The 16,126-nt window shown below is 71.5% G+C and carries 14 protein-coding genes; 7 read left to right on the top strand and 7 right to left on the bottom strand.

All coding sequences use genetic code 11. The features are described 5' to 3' along the window. The first annotated feature begins 68 nt into the window (after positions 1-68). From AC6CCG_RS31025 to AC6CCG_RS31005, 5 genes are all read left to right on the top strand, one after another. The gene (locus AC6CCG_RS31025; RefSeq protein ID WP_496658693.1) at positions 69-1,556 is read left to right on the top strand and encodes a PrsW family glutamic-type intramembrane protease; all 1,488 of its coding nucleotides are present in this window, start codon (positions 69-71) and stop codon (positions 1,554-1,556) included. After that, positions 1,553-2,590: a hypothetical protein gene (locus AC6CCG_RS31020; RefSeq protein WP_496658692.1), complete on the top strand. Its 1,038-nt coding sequence runs from the start codon at positions 1,553-1,555 to the stop codon at positions 2,588-2,590. The genes AC6CCG_RS31025 and AC6CCG_RS31020 overlap by 4 nt, the downstream gene beginning before the upstream one ends. A gap of 101 nt (positions 2,591-2,691) precedes the next feature. Continuing rightward, positions 2,692-4,791: an excinuclease ABC subunit UvrB gene (gene uvrB / locus AC6CCG_RS31015; protein WP_496658691.1), complete on the top strand. Its 2,100-nt coding sequence runs from the start codon at positions 2,692-2,694 to the stop codon at positions 4,789-4,791. Between the two features lie 341 nt (positions 4,792-5,132). Further along, positions 5,133-6,152: a TerC family protein gene (locus tag AC6CCG_RS31010; RefSeq protein ID WP_496658690.1), complete on the top strand. Its 1,020-nt coding sequence runs from the start codon at positions 5,133-5,135 to the stop codon at positions 6,150-6,152. Between the two features lie 92 nt (positions 6,153-6,244). Then, positions 6,245-6,997 (top strand): SAM-dependent methyltransferase, encoded by a 753-nt coding sequence (locus AC6CCG_RS31005; protein ID WP_496658688.1) that lies wholly within the window; start codon positions 6,245-6,247, stop codon positions 6,995-6,997. A 10-nt stretch (positions 6,998-7,007) separates the two neighbouring features. Here AC6CCG_RS31005 and AC6CCG_RS31000 read toward each other — a convergent pair whose 3' ends face one another. The 4 genes from AC6CCG_RS31000 to AC6CCG_RS30985 form a co-directional block, all read right to left on the bottom strand. Further along, positions 7,008-7,607, bottom strand: coding sequence for a dienelactone hydrolase family protein (locus AC6CCG_RS31000; protein WP_496658687.1), 600 nt, complete (start codon positions 7,605-7,607; stop codon positions 7,008-7,010). An 80-nt stretch (positions 7,608-7,687) separates the two neighbouring features. Further along, positions 7,688-8,422 carry a metallophosphoesterase family protein gene (locus tag AC6CCG_RS30995; protein WP_496658686.1) on the bottom strand — a complete coding sequence of 245 codons (735 nt, stop codon included), beginning with the start codon at positions 8,420-8,422 and terminating at the stop codon, positions 7,688-7,690. 33 nt (positions 8,423-8,455) lie between these two features. Continuing rightward, positions 8,456-9,253, bottom strand: coding sequence for a family 1 encapsulin nanocompartment shell protein (locus AC6CCG_RS30990; RefSeq protein ID WP_496658684.1), 798 nt, complete (start codon positions 9,251-9,253; stop codon positions 8,456-8,458). Continuing rightward, positions 9,250-10,269 carry a Dyp-type peroxidase gene (locus tag AC6CCG_RS30985; RefSeq protein ID WP_496658682.1) on the bottom strand — a complete coding sequence of 340 codons (1,020 nt, stop codon included), beginning with the start codon at positions 10,267-10,269 and terminating at the stop codon, positions 9,250-9,252. The genes AC6CCG_RS30990 and AC6CCG_RS30985 overlap by 4 nt, the downstream gene beginning before the upstream one ends. Positions 10,270-10,307: 38 nt before the next feature. On the opposite strand from AC6CCG_RS30985, the gene AC6CCG_RS30980 reads away from it, so the two are divergent. Then, positions 10,308-10,949 carry a DUF1345 domain-containing protein gene (locus AC6CCG_RS30980; protein WP_496658681.1) on the top strand — a complete coding sequence of 214 codons (642 nt, stop codon included), beginning with the start codon at positions 10,308-10,310 and terminating at the stop codon, positions 10,947-10,949. Here AC6CCG_RS30980 and AC6CCG_RS30975 read toward each other — a convergent pair. Next, positions 10,871-11,776 (bottom strand): Dyp-type peroxidase, encoded by a 906-nt coding sequence (locus tag AC6CCG_RS30975; protein WP_496658680.1) that lies wholly within the window; start codon positions 11,774-11,776, stop codon positions 10,871-10,873. The two genes, AC6CCG_RS30980 and AC6CCG_RS30975, sit on opposite strands and share 79 nt — an antisense overlap. Further along, positions 11,773-12,273, bottom strand: coding sequence for a thioredoxin family protein (locus AC6CCG_RS30970; RefSeq protein WP_496658679.1), 501 nt, complete (start codon positions 12,271-12,273; stop codon positions 11,773-11,775). Before AC6CCG_RS30970 ends, AC6CCG_RS30975 begins: the two co-directional genes overlap by 4 nt. Positions 12,274-12,525: 252 nt before the next feature. Between AC6CCG_RS30970 and AC6CCG_RS30965 the strand changes: the two genes are divergently transcribed. Then, positions 12,526-13,695 (top strand): PucR family transcriptional regulator, encoded by a 1,170-nt coding sequence (locus tag AC6CCG_RS30965; RefSeq protein WP_496658678.1) that lies wholly within the window; start codon positions 12,526-12,528, stop codon positions 13,693-13,695. 66 nt (positions 13,696-13,761) lie between these two features. Here the strand turns inward: AC6CCG_RS30965 and lon are convergent, their stop codons facing one another. Next, positions 13,762-16,113: an endopeptidase La gene (gene lon, locus AC6CCG_RS30960; protein WP_496658677.1), complete on the bottom strand. Its 2,352-nt coding sequence runs from the start codon at positions 16,111-16,113 to the stop codon at positions 13,762-13,764. Between the last annotated feature and the right edge of the window lie 13 nt (positions 16,114-16,126).

The following is a 16,126-nucleotide window of genomic DNA, read 5'->3' as shown; positions in this document are numbered from 1 at the left end:
GCTGCACATTCCGGGTGAACGTCGAAAGACGCCGTTGCCGATACGGCCAAGCCCGTAGGAGGACTCGCGTGGAGTGTCCACGATGCCGAGCCGAACTCCCCGAGGTCGCGCACTACTGTCACGTCTGCGGCCAGGACCAGCGCTCCGGTGACCAAGCCCGCCGGAAGGCGTTCGCGGTCAAGCCGGACGAGCCGGTCACGTCGTTCGCGCTGATCTCGACGATCATGCCGCGGGGGACCGGGGAACGTCCGCAGACGTACCGGATCGCGCTGGTGTTCGCGTTGGTGGTCGCCCTCGTCGCGGCGATCTTCGGCGCCCTGCCGATCGCCGTGCTGGTGGCCGCGTTCGCGATCCCGCTGGTCTACATCGTCTATCTGTACGACGTGAACCTGTGGGACGACGCCCCGGTGCCGGTGACCGCGATGGCGTTCGGCCTGACCGGCGTCCTGGCCATCGTCTTCACGATCATCTGGTGGCGCGGCCTCGGTGGCCCACGGGTGATCACCACGGACCTGGAGGGCCTCGGCAGCGGCCCGTCCGTCGGCGGCTTCCTGATCGCGGCGCTCCTGGTGCCGATCATCGGCGAGGCGATCCGGCAGGTCGGCCCGCTGGTGCTGGCCAGCCGGCCGCAGTTCGACGACCTGATGGACGGCCTGACCTTCGGCGTGATCTCCGGCGTCTCGTACGCGACGTTCGACACCCTGGTCCGGCACTGGGACCTGCTGACCGGCGGCCTGCAGGCGGCGGACCCGGGCGTCTGGGTGCCGCTGATGTTCCTCGAGGGCTTCGTCAAGCCGCTGCTGATGGGCACCGCGACCGGCATCGCCTGCGCCGAGTTCTCCGGTCTCGGCCGCGGCTACGACGGCTTCACGCCGCGCTACTTCCGCGGCCTGGCCGAGGCCGTCGTGGCCAACATCGCCTACCAGGGCGGCCTCTACCTCTTCTCGTTCCTGGGCAACCTCGCCCTGAGCATCTCGCTCAACGTGATCTGGGGCGTGCTGATCCTGGCCATCCTGATCCTGCGGGTACGGACCGTGCTGCACACCGGCCTGATGGAGGCCGCGCTGGAGCGGACCGCCCGCGAGGGCGGCATCGGAGAGGACGGGGAGCTCGGCTTCTGCGCCCGCTGCGAGATGCCGCTGCTCGAGCACGCCGCGTTCTGCAACGCCTGCGGCACCGCGGTCCGGGTGCAGCCGAAGGCGCACCACGTCCGCGGCCAGGCGATGGTGGCCGCGGCCGCCGCGCTGCCCGACGCCGTCGTGCCGGGTGGCGCGGAGACCGAGGACACGGTCCCGGTGTACCCGCCGGACACGCAGCCGCCGGCCGGTGTCGCGCCGCAGCCGGCGCCCGAGATGCCGCCCGCCCCGGCCGAGCAGACCGCGACCTTCGAGAACGCCGGCCCGGCCGACGCCGCCGTACCGACCGACGAGGTCGTACCGGCTGACGAGGTCGTACCGGAAGAGGCTGTTCCGGCGGAGCAGCAGCCGACCACGGAGGAGGCCGAGACTTCGGCGCCGGAAGCGCGTCCGACCGACGGTGAGGAGGGCCGGTCGTGAGCCAGCAGCCGGGACAGTGGGGCCAGCAGCAGGGCGGCCAGCCGGGTTGGCCGCCGCAGCAGGGCCAGCCGCAGCAACCCCAGCAGCCGCAGCAACCCCAGCAGGGCTGGGGTCAGCAGCAGGGCGGCTACGGGCAGCAGGGCGGCTACGGGCAACAGCAGCCGGGCTACGGCCAGCAGGGCGGCTACGGGCAGCAGGGCGGCTACCAGCAGCCCAGCCAGCAACAGGGCTACCAGCAGCCGGGCTATCAGCAGCAGAACCGCCCCGGCGGGTACGGCGGCGGTGGCGGCGGGTATCAGCAGCAGCCGCCGGGCGGCTCCGGCCGGCCGCCGCAGCGCAGTGGCGCCATGGTGATCGGCATCGTGGTCGCGGCGGTCGTGCTGCTGGTCGCGATCGGCGGCATCTTCATGCTGCTCAACCGCAACGCCGCCGGTCCGGAGGCGACGATCACGCCGACCAACACCCAGCCGCCGACCGACGGGCCGACCGAGGATCCCTCCGAGGAGCCGAGCGAGGACCCGACCAGTGAGCCGCCGTCGGACGACCCGACCAGCGAGCAGCCGTCCGACGACCCGACCGGCAGCGGCGGCGGTGGCGAGCAGGTCAGCCTCGGCAACGGCGTCAGCGTGCGGATCCCGAACGGCTGGTCCGATCTCGGCAAGAGCGGATCGGTGGTCCGGTACAGCAACGGCGAGGACCAGTGGACCGGCCAGACCGTGACCGACATCAGCGACGCGGTCGACCAGGTCTGCGACTCGTTCATGCAGCAGATCGCGAAGAAGATGACCAACGCCAAGTTCCTGGAGGCCAAGGCCTCCGAGGCGTCCGGCCTCTCGATCGCCAGCTGCGGCGTGTCCGGCACGGTGACCGGCAGCGGCGGTTCGGGCCAGCTCATGGTCAACTGCCTGATGGCGCTGAAGTCGGATGGCACGCTCGCCGCCAGCACCGTCTACTACACCTCGAACAGCAACACCGAGAAGCTCAGCAAGGACTGGGGCGCGATCAACGGCTCGATGCTCAGCTCGATGATCTGACCCTCGAGCGGAGGGCGGCTCAGGGCCGGTCGCAGCAGGCGGCCGGCCCTGACCGGCTGAGCGATCGTGGCGTTGTCAGTGCCGGGTCGTAGGCTCGACGCATGCGTCCGCTGGATGAACTGATCCGTACTGTCGCGCCGTTCAAGGTGCACAGCGACTTCGAGCCTGCCGGCGACCAGCCGGCGGCGATCAACGACCTGGAGCGCCGGCTGGGCGCCGGCGAGCAGGATGTCGTGCTGCTCGGCGCGACCGGCACCGGCAAGACGGCGACCGTGGCCTGGCTGGCCGAGCGGGTGCAGCGGCCGATGCTGGTGATGCAGCCGAACAAGACGCTGGCGGCGCAGTTCGCCAACGAGCTGCGGCAGTTCTTCCCGAAGAACGCGGTGGAGTACTTCGTCTCGTACTACGACTACTACCAGCCGGAGGCGTACGTTCCGCAGACGGACACGTACATCGAGAAGGACTCCTCGCTCAACGAGGAGGTCGAGCGGCTCCGTCACTCGGCCACCAACTCGCTGCTGACCAGGCGTGACGTGGTCGTGGTCGCGACCGTCTCGGCGATCTACGGCCTGGGCAGCGCGGAGGCGTACCTCGATCAGATGGTCCAGCTCCGGGTCGGGCAGGAGATCGAGCGGGACGCGCTGCTGCGCAAGCTGGTCGCGATCCAGTACGTGCGGAACGACCTGGCCGGGACCCGTGGCACGTTCCGGGTCCGTGGCGACACCCTCGAGGTGTTCCCGAAGTACGAGGAGATGGCGGTCCGGGTCGAGTTCTTCGGCGACGAGATCGAGGCACTGTCGACGATGCACCCGCTGACCGGCGAGGTGGTCTCGGAGGACCAGGAGGTCTTCCTGATGCCGGCCAGCCACTACTCCGCGGGACCGGACCGGATGGAGCAGGCGATCGCCAAGATCGAGGCCGAGCTGGCCGAGCGGCTGGCCGAGCTGGAGCAGCAGAACAAGCTGCTGGAGGCGCAGCGGCTGCGGATGCGGACCAGCTACGACATCGAGATGATGCGGCAGATCGGCACCTGCTCCGGCATCGAGAACTACTCCCGGCACATGGACGGGCGGGAGGCCGGCGAACCGCCGAACTGCCTGCTCGACTACTTCCCGGAGGACTTCCTGCTGGTGGTCGACGAGTCGCACGTGACCGTGCCGCAGATCGGCGGCATGTTCGAGGGCGACGCGTCCCGGAAGCGGACCCTGGTCGACCACGGGTTCCGGCTGCCCAGCGCACTGGACAACCGACCGCTCCGGTTCGAGGAGTTCGTCGAGCGGATCGGGCAGACGATCTACCTGTCGGCGACGCCGGGCGACTACGAGATGGCCCGGTCCGACGGCTTCGTCGAGCAGTTGATCCGGCCGACCGGCCTGGTCGATCCCGAGGTCGTGATCAAGCCGACCCAGGGCCAGATCGACGACCTGATGGGCGAGATCAAGGCGCGGACCGAGAAGTCGGAGCGGGTCCTGGTCACCACGCTGACCAAGAAGATGGCCGAGGACCTCACCGACTACCTGCTGGAGAACGGGATCAAGACCCGATATCTGCACTCGGAGGTGGACACCCTGCAGCGGGTCGAGCTGCTCCGCGGCCTGCGGACCGGAGCCTTCGACGTGCTGGTCGGCATCAACCTGCTCCGGGAGGGCCTCGACCTGCCCGAAGTGTCGCTGGTGGCGATCCTCGACGCGGACAAGGAAGGCTTCCTGCGCAGCGCGAAGAGCCTGATCCAGACGATCGGCCGGGCCGCCCGGAACGTGTCCGGCCAGGTCCACATGTACGCGGACACGATCACCGACTCGATGGCCGCCGCGATCGAGGAGACAAACCGGAGGCGGGAGAAGCAGGAGGCCTACAACAAGGCCAACGGGATCGACCCGCAGCCGCTGCGCAAGAAGATCGCCGACATCACCGACATGTTGGCCCGCGAGGACGCCGACACCGACGACCTGCTGTCCAAGCGCGGCGGCCGGCGCCAGAAGGCGGCGGTTCCGGCGCTGGGCAAGGCGGCCGACCTGAGCGAACGGGCCCGCGAGCTCGCCGGCCTGCCCGCCGGCGACCTGGCCGACCTGGTCCAGGACCTGACCGACCAGATGCACACCGCCGCCGCCGACCTCCAGTTCGAGGTCGCCGCCCGCCTCCGCGACGAGATCTCGGAGCTGAAGAAGGAACTGCGCCAGATGGTCGAAGCCAACCGCTGACCCTCGCCGAGGCCGAACCCGCGGGGGCCGGGAGCGCGTGTGGCGGAGGTCTCAGCCGACCGGAGCCGCGTTCCGGAATAGCGGGGTGGGGTCGGCGCGCTGTGCTGTGCAGCGGCCGTTGTCGGTGGCACGCCGGGTGGGCTTGTCAAATTTCCCAGCCCGGGTGACTCCTGGAACAATTGCCGCCGGAGGGGAGTATTCCCCCGCGCGGCGTCGTCACCACGGCGGTCGGCGGATCACAGACCAGCGATCCGTACGACTCCCCGGCGCCGTGGCCGGACATCCCCGGCGGAAGAGACCTCCGAGAGGGTTCCCCCTGCCCAAGTCTCGGAAGGCCACGCATGGACGTTCATCTGTATGCCTGGATCATCACGGTCGGCGTCACCGTCGCGATCCTGGCGCTCGACGTATTCGTGATCGGCCGCCGGCCGCACGAACCGTCGATGAAGGAAGCCGGGATCTTCATCGGCATCTACATCGCGCTGGCGGTGATCTTCGGCTTCGGCGTCTGGGCCGTCTCCGGTGCACGCTACGCGGGCGAGTTCTTCGCCGGTTGGCTGACCGAATACAGCCTGTCGATCGACAACCTGTTCATCTTCATCATCATCATGGGCGCGCTGAAGGTGCCGCGGCACCTGCAGCAGTTCGCGCTGATGGTCGGCATCGTGCTGGCCCTGGTCTTCCGCGGCATCTTCATCGCCCTCGGCGCCGTGGTGATCAACGCCTTCGCCGGGGTGTTCTTCCTGTTCGGCGCGTTCCTGATCTTCACCGCGGTCCGGCTGGTGATCGACTACCGCAAGCACGACGACGAGGACGAGGCACCGGACAACATCGCGATGCGGTGGGTCAAGCGGCGGATCCCGTCCACCACCGAGTTCCACGGCACCCGGATGGTCCCGCGGATCGACGGCCGCCGGATGGCTACGCCGATGCTGATGGTGATCATCGCGCTGGGCAGCACCGACCTGATGTTCGCGCTGGACTCGATTCCGGCGATCTACGGGCTGACCCAGGAGCCGTACCTCGTCTTCACCGCCAACGTCTTCGCCCTGATGGGCCTGCGCCAGCTCTACTTCCTGCTCGGCGGCATGTTGCGCCGGCTGGTCTACCTCTCGCTGGGACTGTCGGTGATCCTGGCCTTCATCGGCGTGAAGCTGATCATGCACGCGCTGCACGCGACCCCGGTGCTGTCCTGGGTCGGGATCGATCCGCACGTCGTGCCGGAGGTGCCGACCTGGCTGTCGCTGATGGTGATCATCGTCGTCCTGGTGGTGACCACGGTGGCCAGCCTGATCAAGTCCAAGTGGATCGATGATCATGATCCCGCCGAGCCCGCCACGCCGGCCGAGGAACTGCGCTGAGTCGGTCCGGGCAGGGCCGCGGGTGACCGCGGCGGGCGGAGGGCCGAAAACCGGATGCGGGCGGGGTCGCCGATCGACCAGGGTGGTCGACCATGACCTCCACCGTCCCGATCAACGGGCTCTCCCTGGCGCTGAACTCACCGATCGACCCGGACCGGCTGGACCGGATCGTGGCCGACCTGGCCGCGGCCCGGCCGCAGTCGGTGGCCGACCTCGGCTGTGGCTGGGGTGAGCTGCTGTTCCGGGTGCTCGAGGCGGTGCCCGGCGCCACCGGAATCGGGATCGATCTGGAGGCCGACGACGTCGACCGCGGCCGCGCGGCGGCCGAGGCCAGGGGATTGACCGACCGGGTCCGTCTCGACGTGGGGGACGCCGCGGCGTACCGCGGCCGGCACGACCTGGTGCTCAGCGTCGGTGCGCACCACGCCTTCGATCCGGAGGTCGGCACGGCGCTGGCGGCCCTGCGCGGGCTGGTCGCCGATGGCGGCCGGCTGCTGTTCGGCATCGACTACTGGCTGCTCGAGCCGCCGCCGGAGCGGCTCGCGATCATGTGGGGCGGTGCCACGCTGGCCGAGAGCCGGCCGCTCGCCGAGGTCGTCGACGCGGCCGCCGCGGCGGGCTTCCGGCTGCTCGACCTGCACGAGGTGTCCCAGTCCGAATGGAACGCGTACGAGTGCGGGCTGGTCCGGAACCAGGAGGAATGGCTGCTGGCCCATCCTGGTCATCCGGACGCCGCGGGCCTGCGCCGGCGGCTGGACGAGGGCCGCCGGGAGTGGCTCGCCGGGCACCACGGCTACCTGGGCTTCGCCTGGCTCACCCTCGGCGCCCTGCCCGGCTCGCCCTGAGCCCGGACGATCAGACCCCGGCCAGGACCGTCTCGATCCGCTGCCAGGCCGACTCCGCCGCCTCCGGGTCGTGATCGGGCAGGGTCGGGTCGGTGAAGAAGTGCCCGGCGTCCGGATACCGGAACAGGGTGCCGGCCACGCCGATCGCGGTCACGCTGTCCCGGAACGCCGCCAGCCGGTGCTCCGGCGCGAACCGGTCGTCGACCGCGACATGGGTCTGGACCGGGGTGCCCGGCGCCACGCCCTCCGGCACCGGCGTGGTCGCGTGCAGCAGCAGGACGGCGGCGGCCGCGAGCCGCTCCGGCCACAGGTCGGCGATCACGCCGACCCCCATCGAGAACCCGCAGAGTACGGTCGCGGGCGGCAGGTCGCGGAGCGCGGCGCGGGCCCGGCCCAGCACGGTGTCCCAGCCGATCCGGCGCTGCAGCTCGAAGCCGGCCGGCACCGACGGCACTCCGTCCACCTCGGCCGCGACCTCGCCGCCGAACAGGTCGGGCACCACGACCGGGTGCCCGGCCCGGCGGATCCGCTCTGCCGCCGCGAGCTCCACCGGCCGCAGGCCGAGGGTGGAGTGGAAGATGATCACCGGCGTCGGCTCCGCGGACAGCATGGAGGTCATTCTGCCGGGCCGACACCGTCCCGACGGTCGGGGCACGGTCGGCCGAGCCCGTTGATGATCATGCTCGCCGCTCAGCCGGCGCGGGCGCGCATCACGGCGAGCGCCTCGACGTCGCTGATGGTCCCGGTCAGGTACGTCTCGGTCCAGGCCGCCACGTCCGGATAGTCGGACTCCGCGACCACCCGCGCGATCACGGCGGCCGGGTCGGTCGCGGTCCGCCGCAGCGACACCTGGCCGTCGGCGAGCAGGGCCCAGGCGCCGCCGACGTTCCCGTACGGCATGCCGACGCTGCCCGGATTGATCACGGTCCGCCGGTCCACCAACCGGACGTACGGCATGTGGGTGTGGCCGCAGACGACGGTCCGCACCGTCCCGGGCAGCCCGGCGAACACCTCGGCCCAGCGCTCGACGGGGGAGTCGACCAGCACCACCTCGTCGTCGTCCCGCGGCGTCCCGTGGCAGAACACCACGTCGCCGAAGCCGTCGACCGCGAGGACCACCGGGTGCGGCAGGCCGGCCAGCAGCTCGAGTTGATCATGACGGAGCTGCCCGGCCGCCCAGGCGGACTCGGCGATCGCGTCCGGCCGCGGCGACCGGGCCAGGTCGACCACCTCGCGGTCGGCGTTGCCGCGGACCAGGATCGCCCGGTCGCCCAGCCCGGCCAGCCGGTCCAGCACCGCGACCGGCTGCGGGCCGGCGACATGATCGCCGGTGATCACGATCCGGTCGGCCGCGATCACGTCCGGCTCGGCCAGGATCGCCTCCAGCACCGGCAGCACGCCGTGCACGTCGGACAGGACAGCCACCGAACGCACCATGATCAGGTCAGCCCGTGATCATCAGCGCAGCACGACGCTGGACTCGGCGGTCAGCGCCAGGAACGTCAACGATTCCTGGAGATACAGGCGGATCGTCGAGTCGTCGTGGGACAGGTAGCCGATCGACAGGTCCTGCCCCAGGTGCAGCTCGTAGTCACCGCCCCGGGTGGACAGCAGCAGTGCATGATCGAGGGCGGGCGCCCAGACGATGTCGCCGTCGCGGAGCAGCCGGTCCAGGTGATCGAGGACCGGATAGCCGTGATCGGTCGTCTCGGCCACCGCGGTGTACGCGGCCGCCGGCAGCAGCAGGCTGTACGGCCCGGCGACCCCGGCCAGCCGGAGCGCGCTGATCGCCCGGGCGACGACGTCCGGGATCTCCTGGGCGTCGGCCGGCAGCGCCAGTTCCGGGTTCGAACTGCCCGGGCCGATTCCGCCGATCCCGGCCGCCTCGAACCCGTGCACGATGGCCCGGTCCTCGGCGGTCGCGATGGTCTTGGCGGCATCCTTCACCGGCTGCCAGTCCGAGTCCCGGGAACCGCGCTCGACGTCGTCGACGGCGTCCCGGGTCACGGTGAACGGCACCCGCAGCTCGACCAGTTCCTGGACCCGGCGTTGCCGTACCGACAGGCCGTCGGCCGGCGACGCGAGCTCGCGCAGGTGCCCGGTGCCGACCGCGGACAGGGCGGGCCCGGCCGGCCCGACCACGTCGACGACCCGGCGGCCGGCGATCTCGCGGGTGAAGGTGCGTTTCGCCTCGGCCTCGATCTCCGCCCAGGCTGCGTCGGAGACCGGGGCGAGCTCGCGGTGCAGGTTGTTCATCCTTGGTCACTCCCTTTCAGGCTCCCGATGTCCAACGAGCCGCTGGACGCGACGGTGCCGCTGCCGTCGGCTTCGACCGGTGCGGGTTCTCCGGGGCCGTCCTCCAGCAGGTCGACGGTCGGCACGAAGAACAGGCACCCGGTGATCGCCGTGGAGAAGTCGAGCAGCCGGTCGTGGTTGCCGGGCGGGTCGCCGAGGAACATGTTCCGCAGCATCCGTTCGATCACGTCCGGGTCGGCGGCGTACCCGATGAAGTAGGTGCCGAACTCGGCGCTGCCGATCCGGCCGAACGGCAGGTTGTCCCGGATGATCTGCCGCTCAGTGCCGTCGTCGTCGACGATCGTCGTCAGCGCCACGTGCGCGTTGGACGGCTTGACCGAATCCGGCAGCTCGATGTCGTTCAGCTTGCGGCGGCCGACGGCGTGCTCCTGCGCCTCGACCGGCAGCCGGTTCCAGCTGTCCAGGTCGTGCAGATACTTCTGCACGATCACGTAGCTGCCGCCGGCGTAGGCGGGATCCTCGTCGCCGATCACGACGGCCTCGGTGGCGTCGGCGCCGGTCGGGTTCTCGGTGCCGTCGACGAAGCCGAGCAGGTCCCGTTCGTCGAAGGACCGGAAGCCGTGCACCTCGTCGACCACATCGACCGCTCCGGCCAGCCGCGTGACCAGCTGGTACGCCAGCTCGAAGCACAGGTCCGTGTGGTTCGCCCGGAGGTGGAACAGCAGATCGCCCGGCGTCGCGGGAGCGGTGTGGGTCGCCCCGGCGACGGGCCGGAACGGGTGCAGCCCGGCCGGCCGCGGCGCGTCGTAGAGCCGGTCCCACAGCTCGGCGCCGATCCCGGTGACGCAGGTCAGCCGTCCCTCCGGGACCCGGAAGCCCACCGCCCGGGTCAGCCCGGCGACGTCGGCCAGCGCGTCGCGGACCACGTCCTCGGCGCCGTCTCGTACCGTCAGAACCAGGAAGATCGCCGCCCGAGCCGGATCGGCCAGCACCGTCTGGGCCCGCGGGTGTGTCACGGGCACGACAGTAGCAGCGGCGGGAGGAGGATCGGGCCGTGCGAACGTTCCTCCGGCTGCTCCGGAACTCGGCACTGGCCAGGCTCGTCGGTGCGGTCCTGGTGGGGCTGGCGAGCGGCCTCGTCGTCGGCGGTACGGGGGCGCCGGCCCTCGGGCTGCTGGCCGGCATCGCGGTCACCCACACGCTGCTCGTGGTGGCCGGCTGGACCGCGCTCTGGCCGATGGACGCCGGGCAGACCGAGCGGCACGCCGGCCGGGAGGATCTGCTCCCGCTGATCGAGGAGCTCGCGGTCGGCGTCGCGGCGCTCGGCGGACTGGCCGGCATCGTCGTCCTGCTCGCCCTCGGCTCGTCCGGCAGCCGCGACGTCGCGGCCGGCGTCGCGCTGGCCGGGGTGTTCATGGCCTGGGCCGCGCTGCACCTGATGTACGCCGGCCGCTACGCCCACCTCTACTACGGCCGGCCCGGCGGCGGGATCGACTTCAACGGCGACGACCGGCCCGGGTATCGCGACTTCCTCTACTTCAGCTACAACCTCGGGATGACCTACCAGGTGTCCGACACCGCCGTGTCGAGCCCGGTGATCCGGGCCGTGGTGCTGCGTCACACGCTGCTCTCGTACGTCTTCGGGCTGGCGATCCTGGCCACCACGCTCAACCTGGTCGCCGCGATGTTCAGCTGACCGGCCGGATCGCCCAGCCGGTCCCGGGTCGGCACGAAGAACAGGCCGCCGGTGACCGCCGTCGAGAAGTCGAGGGCCGGGTCGGTCCGGCCGTCGGCGTCGCCGACGAAGCGGTCCCGCAGCATCCGGTCCAGGGCGCCCGCCGAGCTCGCGTACGCGACCAGACAGCTGCCGGACTCGTCCGGCCCGTCCAGCGAGAAGGGCAGCGCGTCCCGGACGATCCGGGCCGTCGGCGCCGGCGCGGCCGAGAACCGGTCGGCGGCCGGTTGCGAGCGCCACGCGGCCAGGTCGTGCCGGTACCGCTGGAGGACGACATAACTGCCGCCGGCGTGGTCGGGATCCTCGGCGCCGACCTGGACCGCCGACACGGCGTCGATCCCGGTCGGGTTGTCGGCCCCGTCCGGCAGTTGCGGCAGGTCCGGTTCGTCCTGCTGCCGCAGCCCGGTCACCCGGTCCGCCACGTCGACGGCCCCGGCGAGCCGGTCCAGCAGCCGGTTCGTCAGCTCGGTGCACGCGGTCAGCCGGTCGGCGCGCAGGTGGAACAGCAGATCGCCGGGCGTCGCGACGGCGGTGTGGGCAGGGCCGGCGATGCTGCGCAGCGGCTCCAGCCCGACCGGCCGCGGGCCCGGCCAGAGCCGGTCCCACAGCTCGGCTCCGACGCCGGCGACGCAGGTCAACCCGCCGGTCCCGGCGGCCCGCGTGAGCGCGCCGAGGTCGCCGAGGGTCTGGGCGACCTGGTGCTGACCGCCTGGTCGTACGGTCAGCACCAGGAAGATCGCGGCCCGGGCCGGATAGGCCAGGACCGGTTGCGCGCGCGGATGCCTCATTCCCGCGTCGCCGGGCTACGGCCCTGGTGGGTGACCCAGCGGTCGATCCAGCGGGTCAGTTGTCCCTCCGACGGGCAGCCGGTGCGCCGGTCGACCTCCTCCCCGTCGACCATGATCATCAGCAGCGGCACGCCGGTGACCCGGTGCAGGATGCCGAGCCCGGGGTCGGCGTCGATCTCGATCTTGATCAGCTTCAGCCGGCCCGCGTGCCGAGCGGCCAACCGTTGCAGCTGCGGTGCCAGGGACAGGCTGGAGCCGCTCCAGGGTGCCCAGAACTCCACCAGGACGAGGATCGGGGTGTCGATCGCGGCGTCGAACGTCGCTGCCGTACCGGGCACGACCCAGGGCAGCGGCAGGCCGCAGCCGGCACACCGCGGCAGGTCCGCCGCCGCGACCGGCCAGAGACTCCAGAACCGGCAGTCCGGGCATTGCAGGGAGGCGGCCTCGGCCCGGCTGATCTTGATCCCGGGCGTGCCGCAGTCGCTGTCGTCGATCAACGTTCCCGCCGTTCCTTGATCGGTCTCCGGTCGTGCTGATCGCCACCTTCGACATGATCAGGAGCGCGGTCAAGGATCGGCGGGCCGGTCCGCCGAGGTCGTGGAAAGGTTTGTCACGCCCGACATGGCCGGCTGTCGGCCGTCACAGTGAGCCCGATCCGCGGCACGCGCGGGACCGGGTGTTCGACCCCACGGGGAAACGCTGCCATTCTGGTCGCGGGACTGGGGCATGTGCAGTCGGGAGGACGAAAGATGAGCAACCTGCGAATCACGGAGGTCGCACGATGGCTTGAAACGGGGGTGCCGCGGTTCGTCGAGGAGATCATCGCGGCGACTCTGGAGCAGATTCCGATCTACGGTCGGGAGAAGCTCGTCTCCCGGGATCAGTTGCGCCAGTCCCTGGAACACAATCTGAGCTTTCTCGTCGCGGCGCTCGGCCCTGAGGGCGGGCCGACCGATCTGACCGCGGCGCGGGAGACCGGGCGTCGCCGGGCGGAGCAGGGGATGCCGCTGCCGGAGGTGCTGCAGGTCTACCGGATCGCGTACGCCATCCTGTGGCGTTCGCTGCTGGACGAGCGGCGCCGGTTCGCCACCGACGTCCTGCTCGAGGCGGCCGGCACCATCTGGCGGGTGATCGACGAGACGTCGCTCGCCGTCACCGAGTCGTACCGGGAGACCACGGCCCAGTTGCTGCGGGCCCAGCAGCGGCGCCGGTCGGCGCTGGTCGAGGCACTGCTGACCGGCGGTCCGGGTTCGGCGTCCGGTCCCTGGGAGGCCGCGGCGCTGCTCGGCCTGCCGCCCGACGGTCGGGCCGTGGTGGTGGTCGCCGAGACCCGTGGGCTGGCCGAGGAGAGCCTGCCCGAGATCGAACGCCGGCTGGCCGCGGCCGGGATCGAGTCGGGGTGGCGGCTGACGCCGTCGCTGCAGATGGGGGTCGTCGCGGTGAAGGACGGCCAGTACGAGGCGTTCCTGGAGATCCTGCGCGGCTCGGCGGGGGCCCGGACCGGGGTGAGCCCGCTGTACCGGAAGCTGTCGGAGTCGCCGCGGGCGTTCCGGCTGGCCCGGGCGGCCCTGGTCATGCTGCCGTCGGGCAGCGGCGGGGTCCGGGTGTTCAGCCCCAGCCCGCTGGCCGCCCTGCTCGCGGCCGAACCGGCCGAGGGCGCCCGGCTGGCCGACCTCGTGCTGGGCCCGGTGCTGGCGCAGGGCAGCGAGGACCGGGACGTGCTGCTGGACACCTTGGAGGCCTTCGTGACCCACTCCGGGTCGGCCGAGAAGGCGGCCGCGGACCTGCACTGCCACGCCAACACGGTCCGCTACCGGCTCCGGCGGCTGCAGGAGCTGACCGGTCGTTCGCCGTCCGATCCGCAGGACCTGACCGAGCTGACCGGCGCCCTCTACGCGGTACGGCACACGCCGCGCTGACCGACCAGCCGGCGGACGACGAACCCCCGGAGCCGAGCGGCTCCGGGGGTTGGCGTCGTCCCGCGCTCAGGCCGCCCGGGTCTGGGTGCCCGCGACCGGGGCCTTGGCCTCCGTGACCGGGGTCAGCGCCGCGGCGACCAGCGTCGCGACGTCGGCCATCGGCCGGACCTCGACCGTCTCCAGCACCTCGGCCGGCACCTCGTCCAGGTCGGGCTCGTTGCGCTGCGGCACGAAGACCGTGGTCAGCCCGGCCCGCTGCGCGGCGAGCAGCTTCTGCTTGACGCCGCCGATCGGCAGCACCCGGCCGTTCAGGGTGACCTCGCCGGTCATCCCGACGTCGGACCGGACCGGCCGCCCGGTCGCCATCGAGGTGATCGCGGTGACCATGGTGACGCCCGCGGACGGGCCGTCCTTCGGCACCGCGCCGGCCGGCACGTGGATGTGGATCTGCCGGTCCAGCACCGCCGGGTCGTCGATGCCCAGCTCGGCGGCGTGGGCCCGGACGTAGGAGAGGGCGATCTGCGCCGACTCCTTCATCACGTCGCCCAGCTGGCCGGTCAGGGTCAGCCCGGTCTTGCCCTCGACCGCGCTGGCCTCGATGTAGAGCACGTCGCCGCCGAGGCCGGTCACCGCCAGCCCGGTCGCCACGCCCGGCACCGAGGTCCGCTCGTGCGACTCCGGGGTGAACCGCGGCCGGCCCAGGAAGTCCTTCAGATCACCGAGGTCGATGATCAACTTCTCCGGCTGCTCGACGTCGGCCAGCTTCGTCGTCGCCTTCCGCAACGCCTTGGCCAGCAGCCGTTCCAGCTGCCGTACGCCGGGCTCCCGGGTGTAGTCGGCGGCGATCTCGCGGAGCGCCTCGTCGGTCAGGTCGACCTCGTCCTCGGTCAGCCCGGCCAGCTCGCGCTGCTTCGGCAGCAGGAAGTCGCGGGCGATCGCGATCTTGTCGTCGGCCGTGTAGCCGTCCAGCGTGATCAGTTCCATCCGGTCCAGCAGCGGCTGCGGGATGTTCTCGATCACGTTGGCCGTGGCCAGGAAGATCACGTCGGAGAGATCAAGATCGAAGTCGAGGTAGTGATCACGGAAGGTGTGGTTCTGCGCCGGGTCGAGCACCTCGAGCAGGGCGGCGCTCGGGTCGCCGCGGTAGTCCGAGCCGACCTTGTCGATCTCGTCCAGCAGCACCACCGGGTTGAACGAGCCGGCCTCGCTCAGGGCCCGGACGATCCGTCCCGGCAGCGCGCCGACGTAGGTCCGCCGGTGGCCCCGGATCTCGGCCTCGTCCCGGACCCCGCCGAGCGCGACCCGGACGAACTTCCGGCCCAGCGCGCGGGCGATCGACTCGCCGAGCGACGTCTTGCCGACCCCGGGCGGACCGGCCAGCGCCAGCACCGCTCCGGAGCCACGGCCGCCGACCACGCTCAGGCCGCGCTTGGCCCGGCGAGAACGTACCGCGAGGTATTCGACGATCCGCTCCTTGACGTCCTCCAGGCCGTGGTGATCATGGTCGAGCACCTCGCGGGCGCCGGCCAGATCCTCGGAGTCGGTGGTGATCACGTTCCAGGGCAGCTCGAGGACGGTGTCCAGCCAGGTCCGGATCCAACCGGCCTCCGGGCTCTGGTCGCTGGACCGCTCCAGCTTGCCGACCTCGCGCAGGGCCGCGGTCCGGACCGCCTCGGGCAGGTCGGCCGCCTCGACCCGGGACCGGTAGTCCTCGGCGCCCTCCGGCTCGTCCTCGCCCAGCTCCTTGCGGATCGCGTTCAGCTGCTGCCGGAGCAGGAACTCGCGCTGGCTCTTCTCCATGCCCTCGCGGACGTCGTCGGCGATCTTGTCGTTCACCTCGACCTCGGCCAGGTGGTCCTTGGTCCAGTCGATCAGGACGGTGAGCCGCTCGGCGACCGCCGGCGTCTCCAGCAGTTGCCGCTTCTGCTCGTCGGTGAGGTACGAGGCGTAGCCGGCCAGGTCGGCCAGGGCGGACGGGTCGGTCACCCGGTTGACCGTGTCGATCACCTGCCAGGCGTCCCGGCGCTGCAGCGTCGCGACCACCAGCGAGCGGTAGTCGCTCGCCAGGGTCCGGATCTCCTCGGTGTCGGTGTCCTCGGCCGGCAGGTCCTCGGCCTCGACCCAGAGCGCGGCGCCCGGGCCGGACACCCCCGAGCCGATCTTGGCCCGTCGCTCGGCGCGGATCACCGCGGCGGCCTCGCCGGTCTGCAGTCGGCCGGTCTGCACGATCGTCGCGACCACGCCGTACGAGGCGTAGCGGTCGTCGAGCCGGGGCGCCACCAGCAGGTGCCCGTCGCTGCTGGCCCGTGCCGTGTCGATCGCCGCGCGGGAGCTTTCGTCGAGCTCGATCGGGACGACCATGCCGGGCAGGACCACGAGGTCGTTGAGGAACAGTACGGGCAGTTCAGTCGTCGTCATCTGCGTTACCTCT

The organism is Microlunatus sp. YIM B11417, assembly GCF_059617205.1.
The sequence above is the reverse complement of the archived record's forward strand: the minus strand, read 5'-3'. Positions and strand labels throughout refer to the sequence as shown.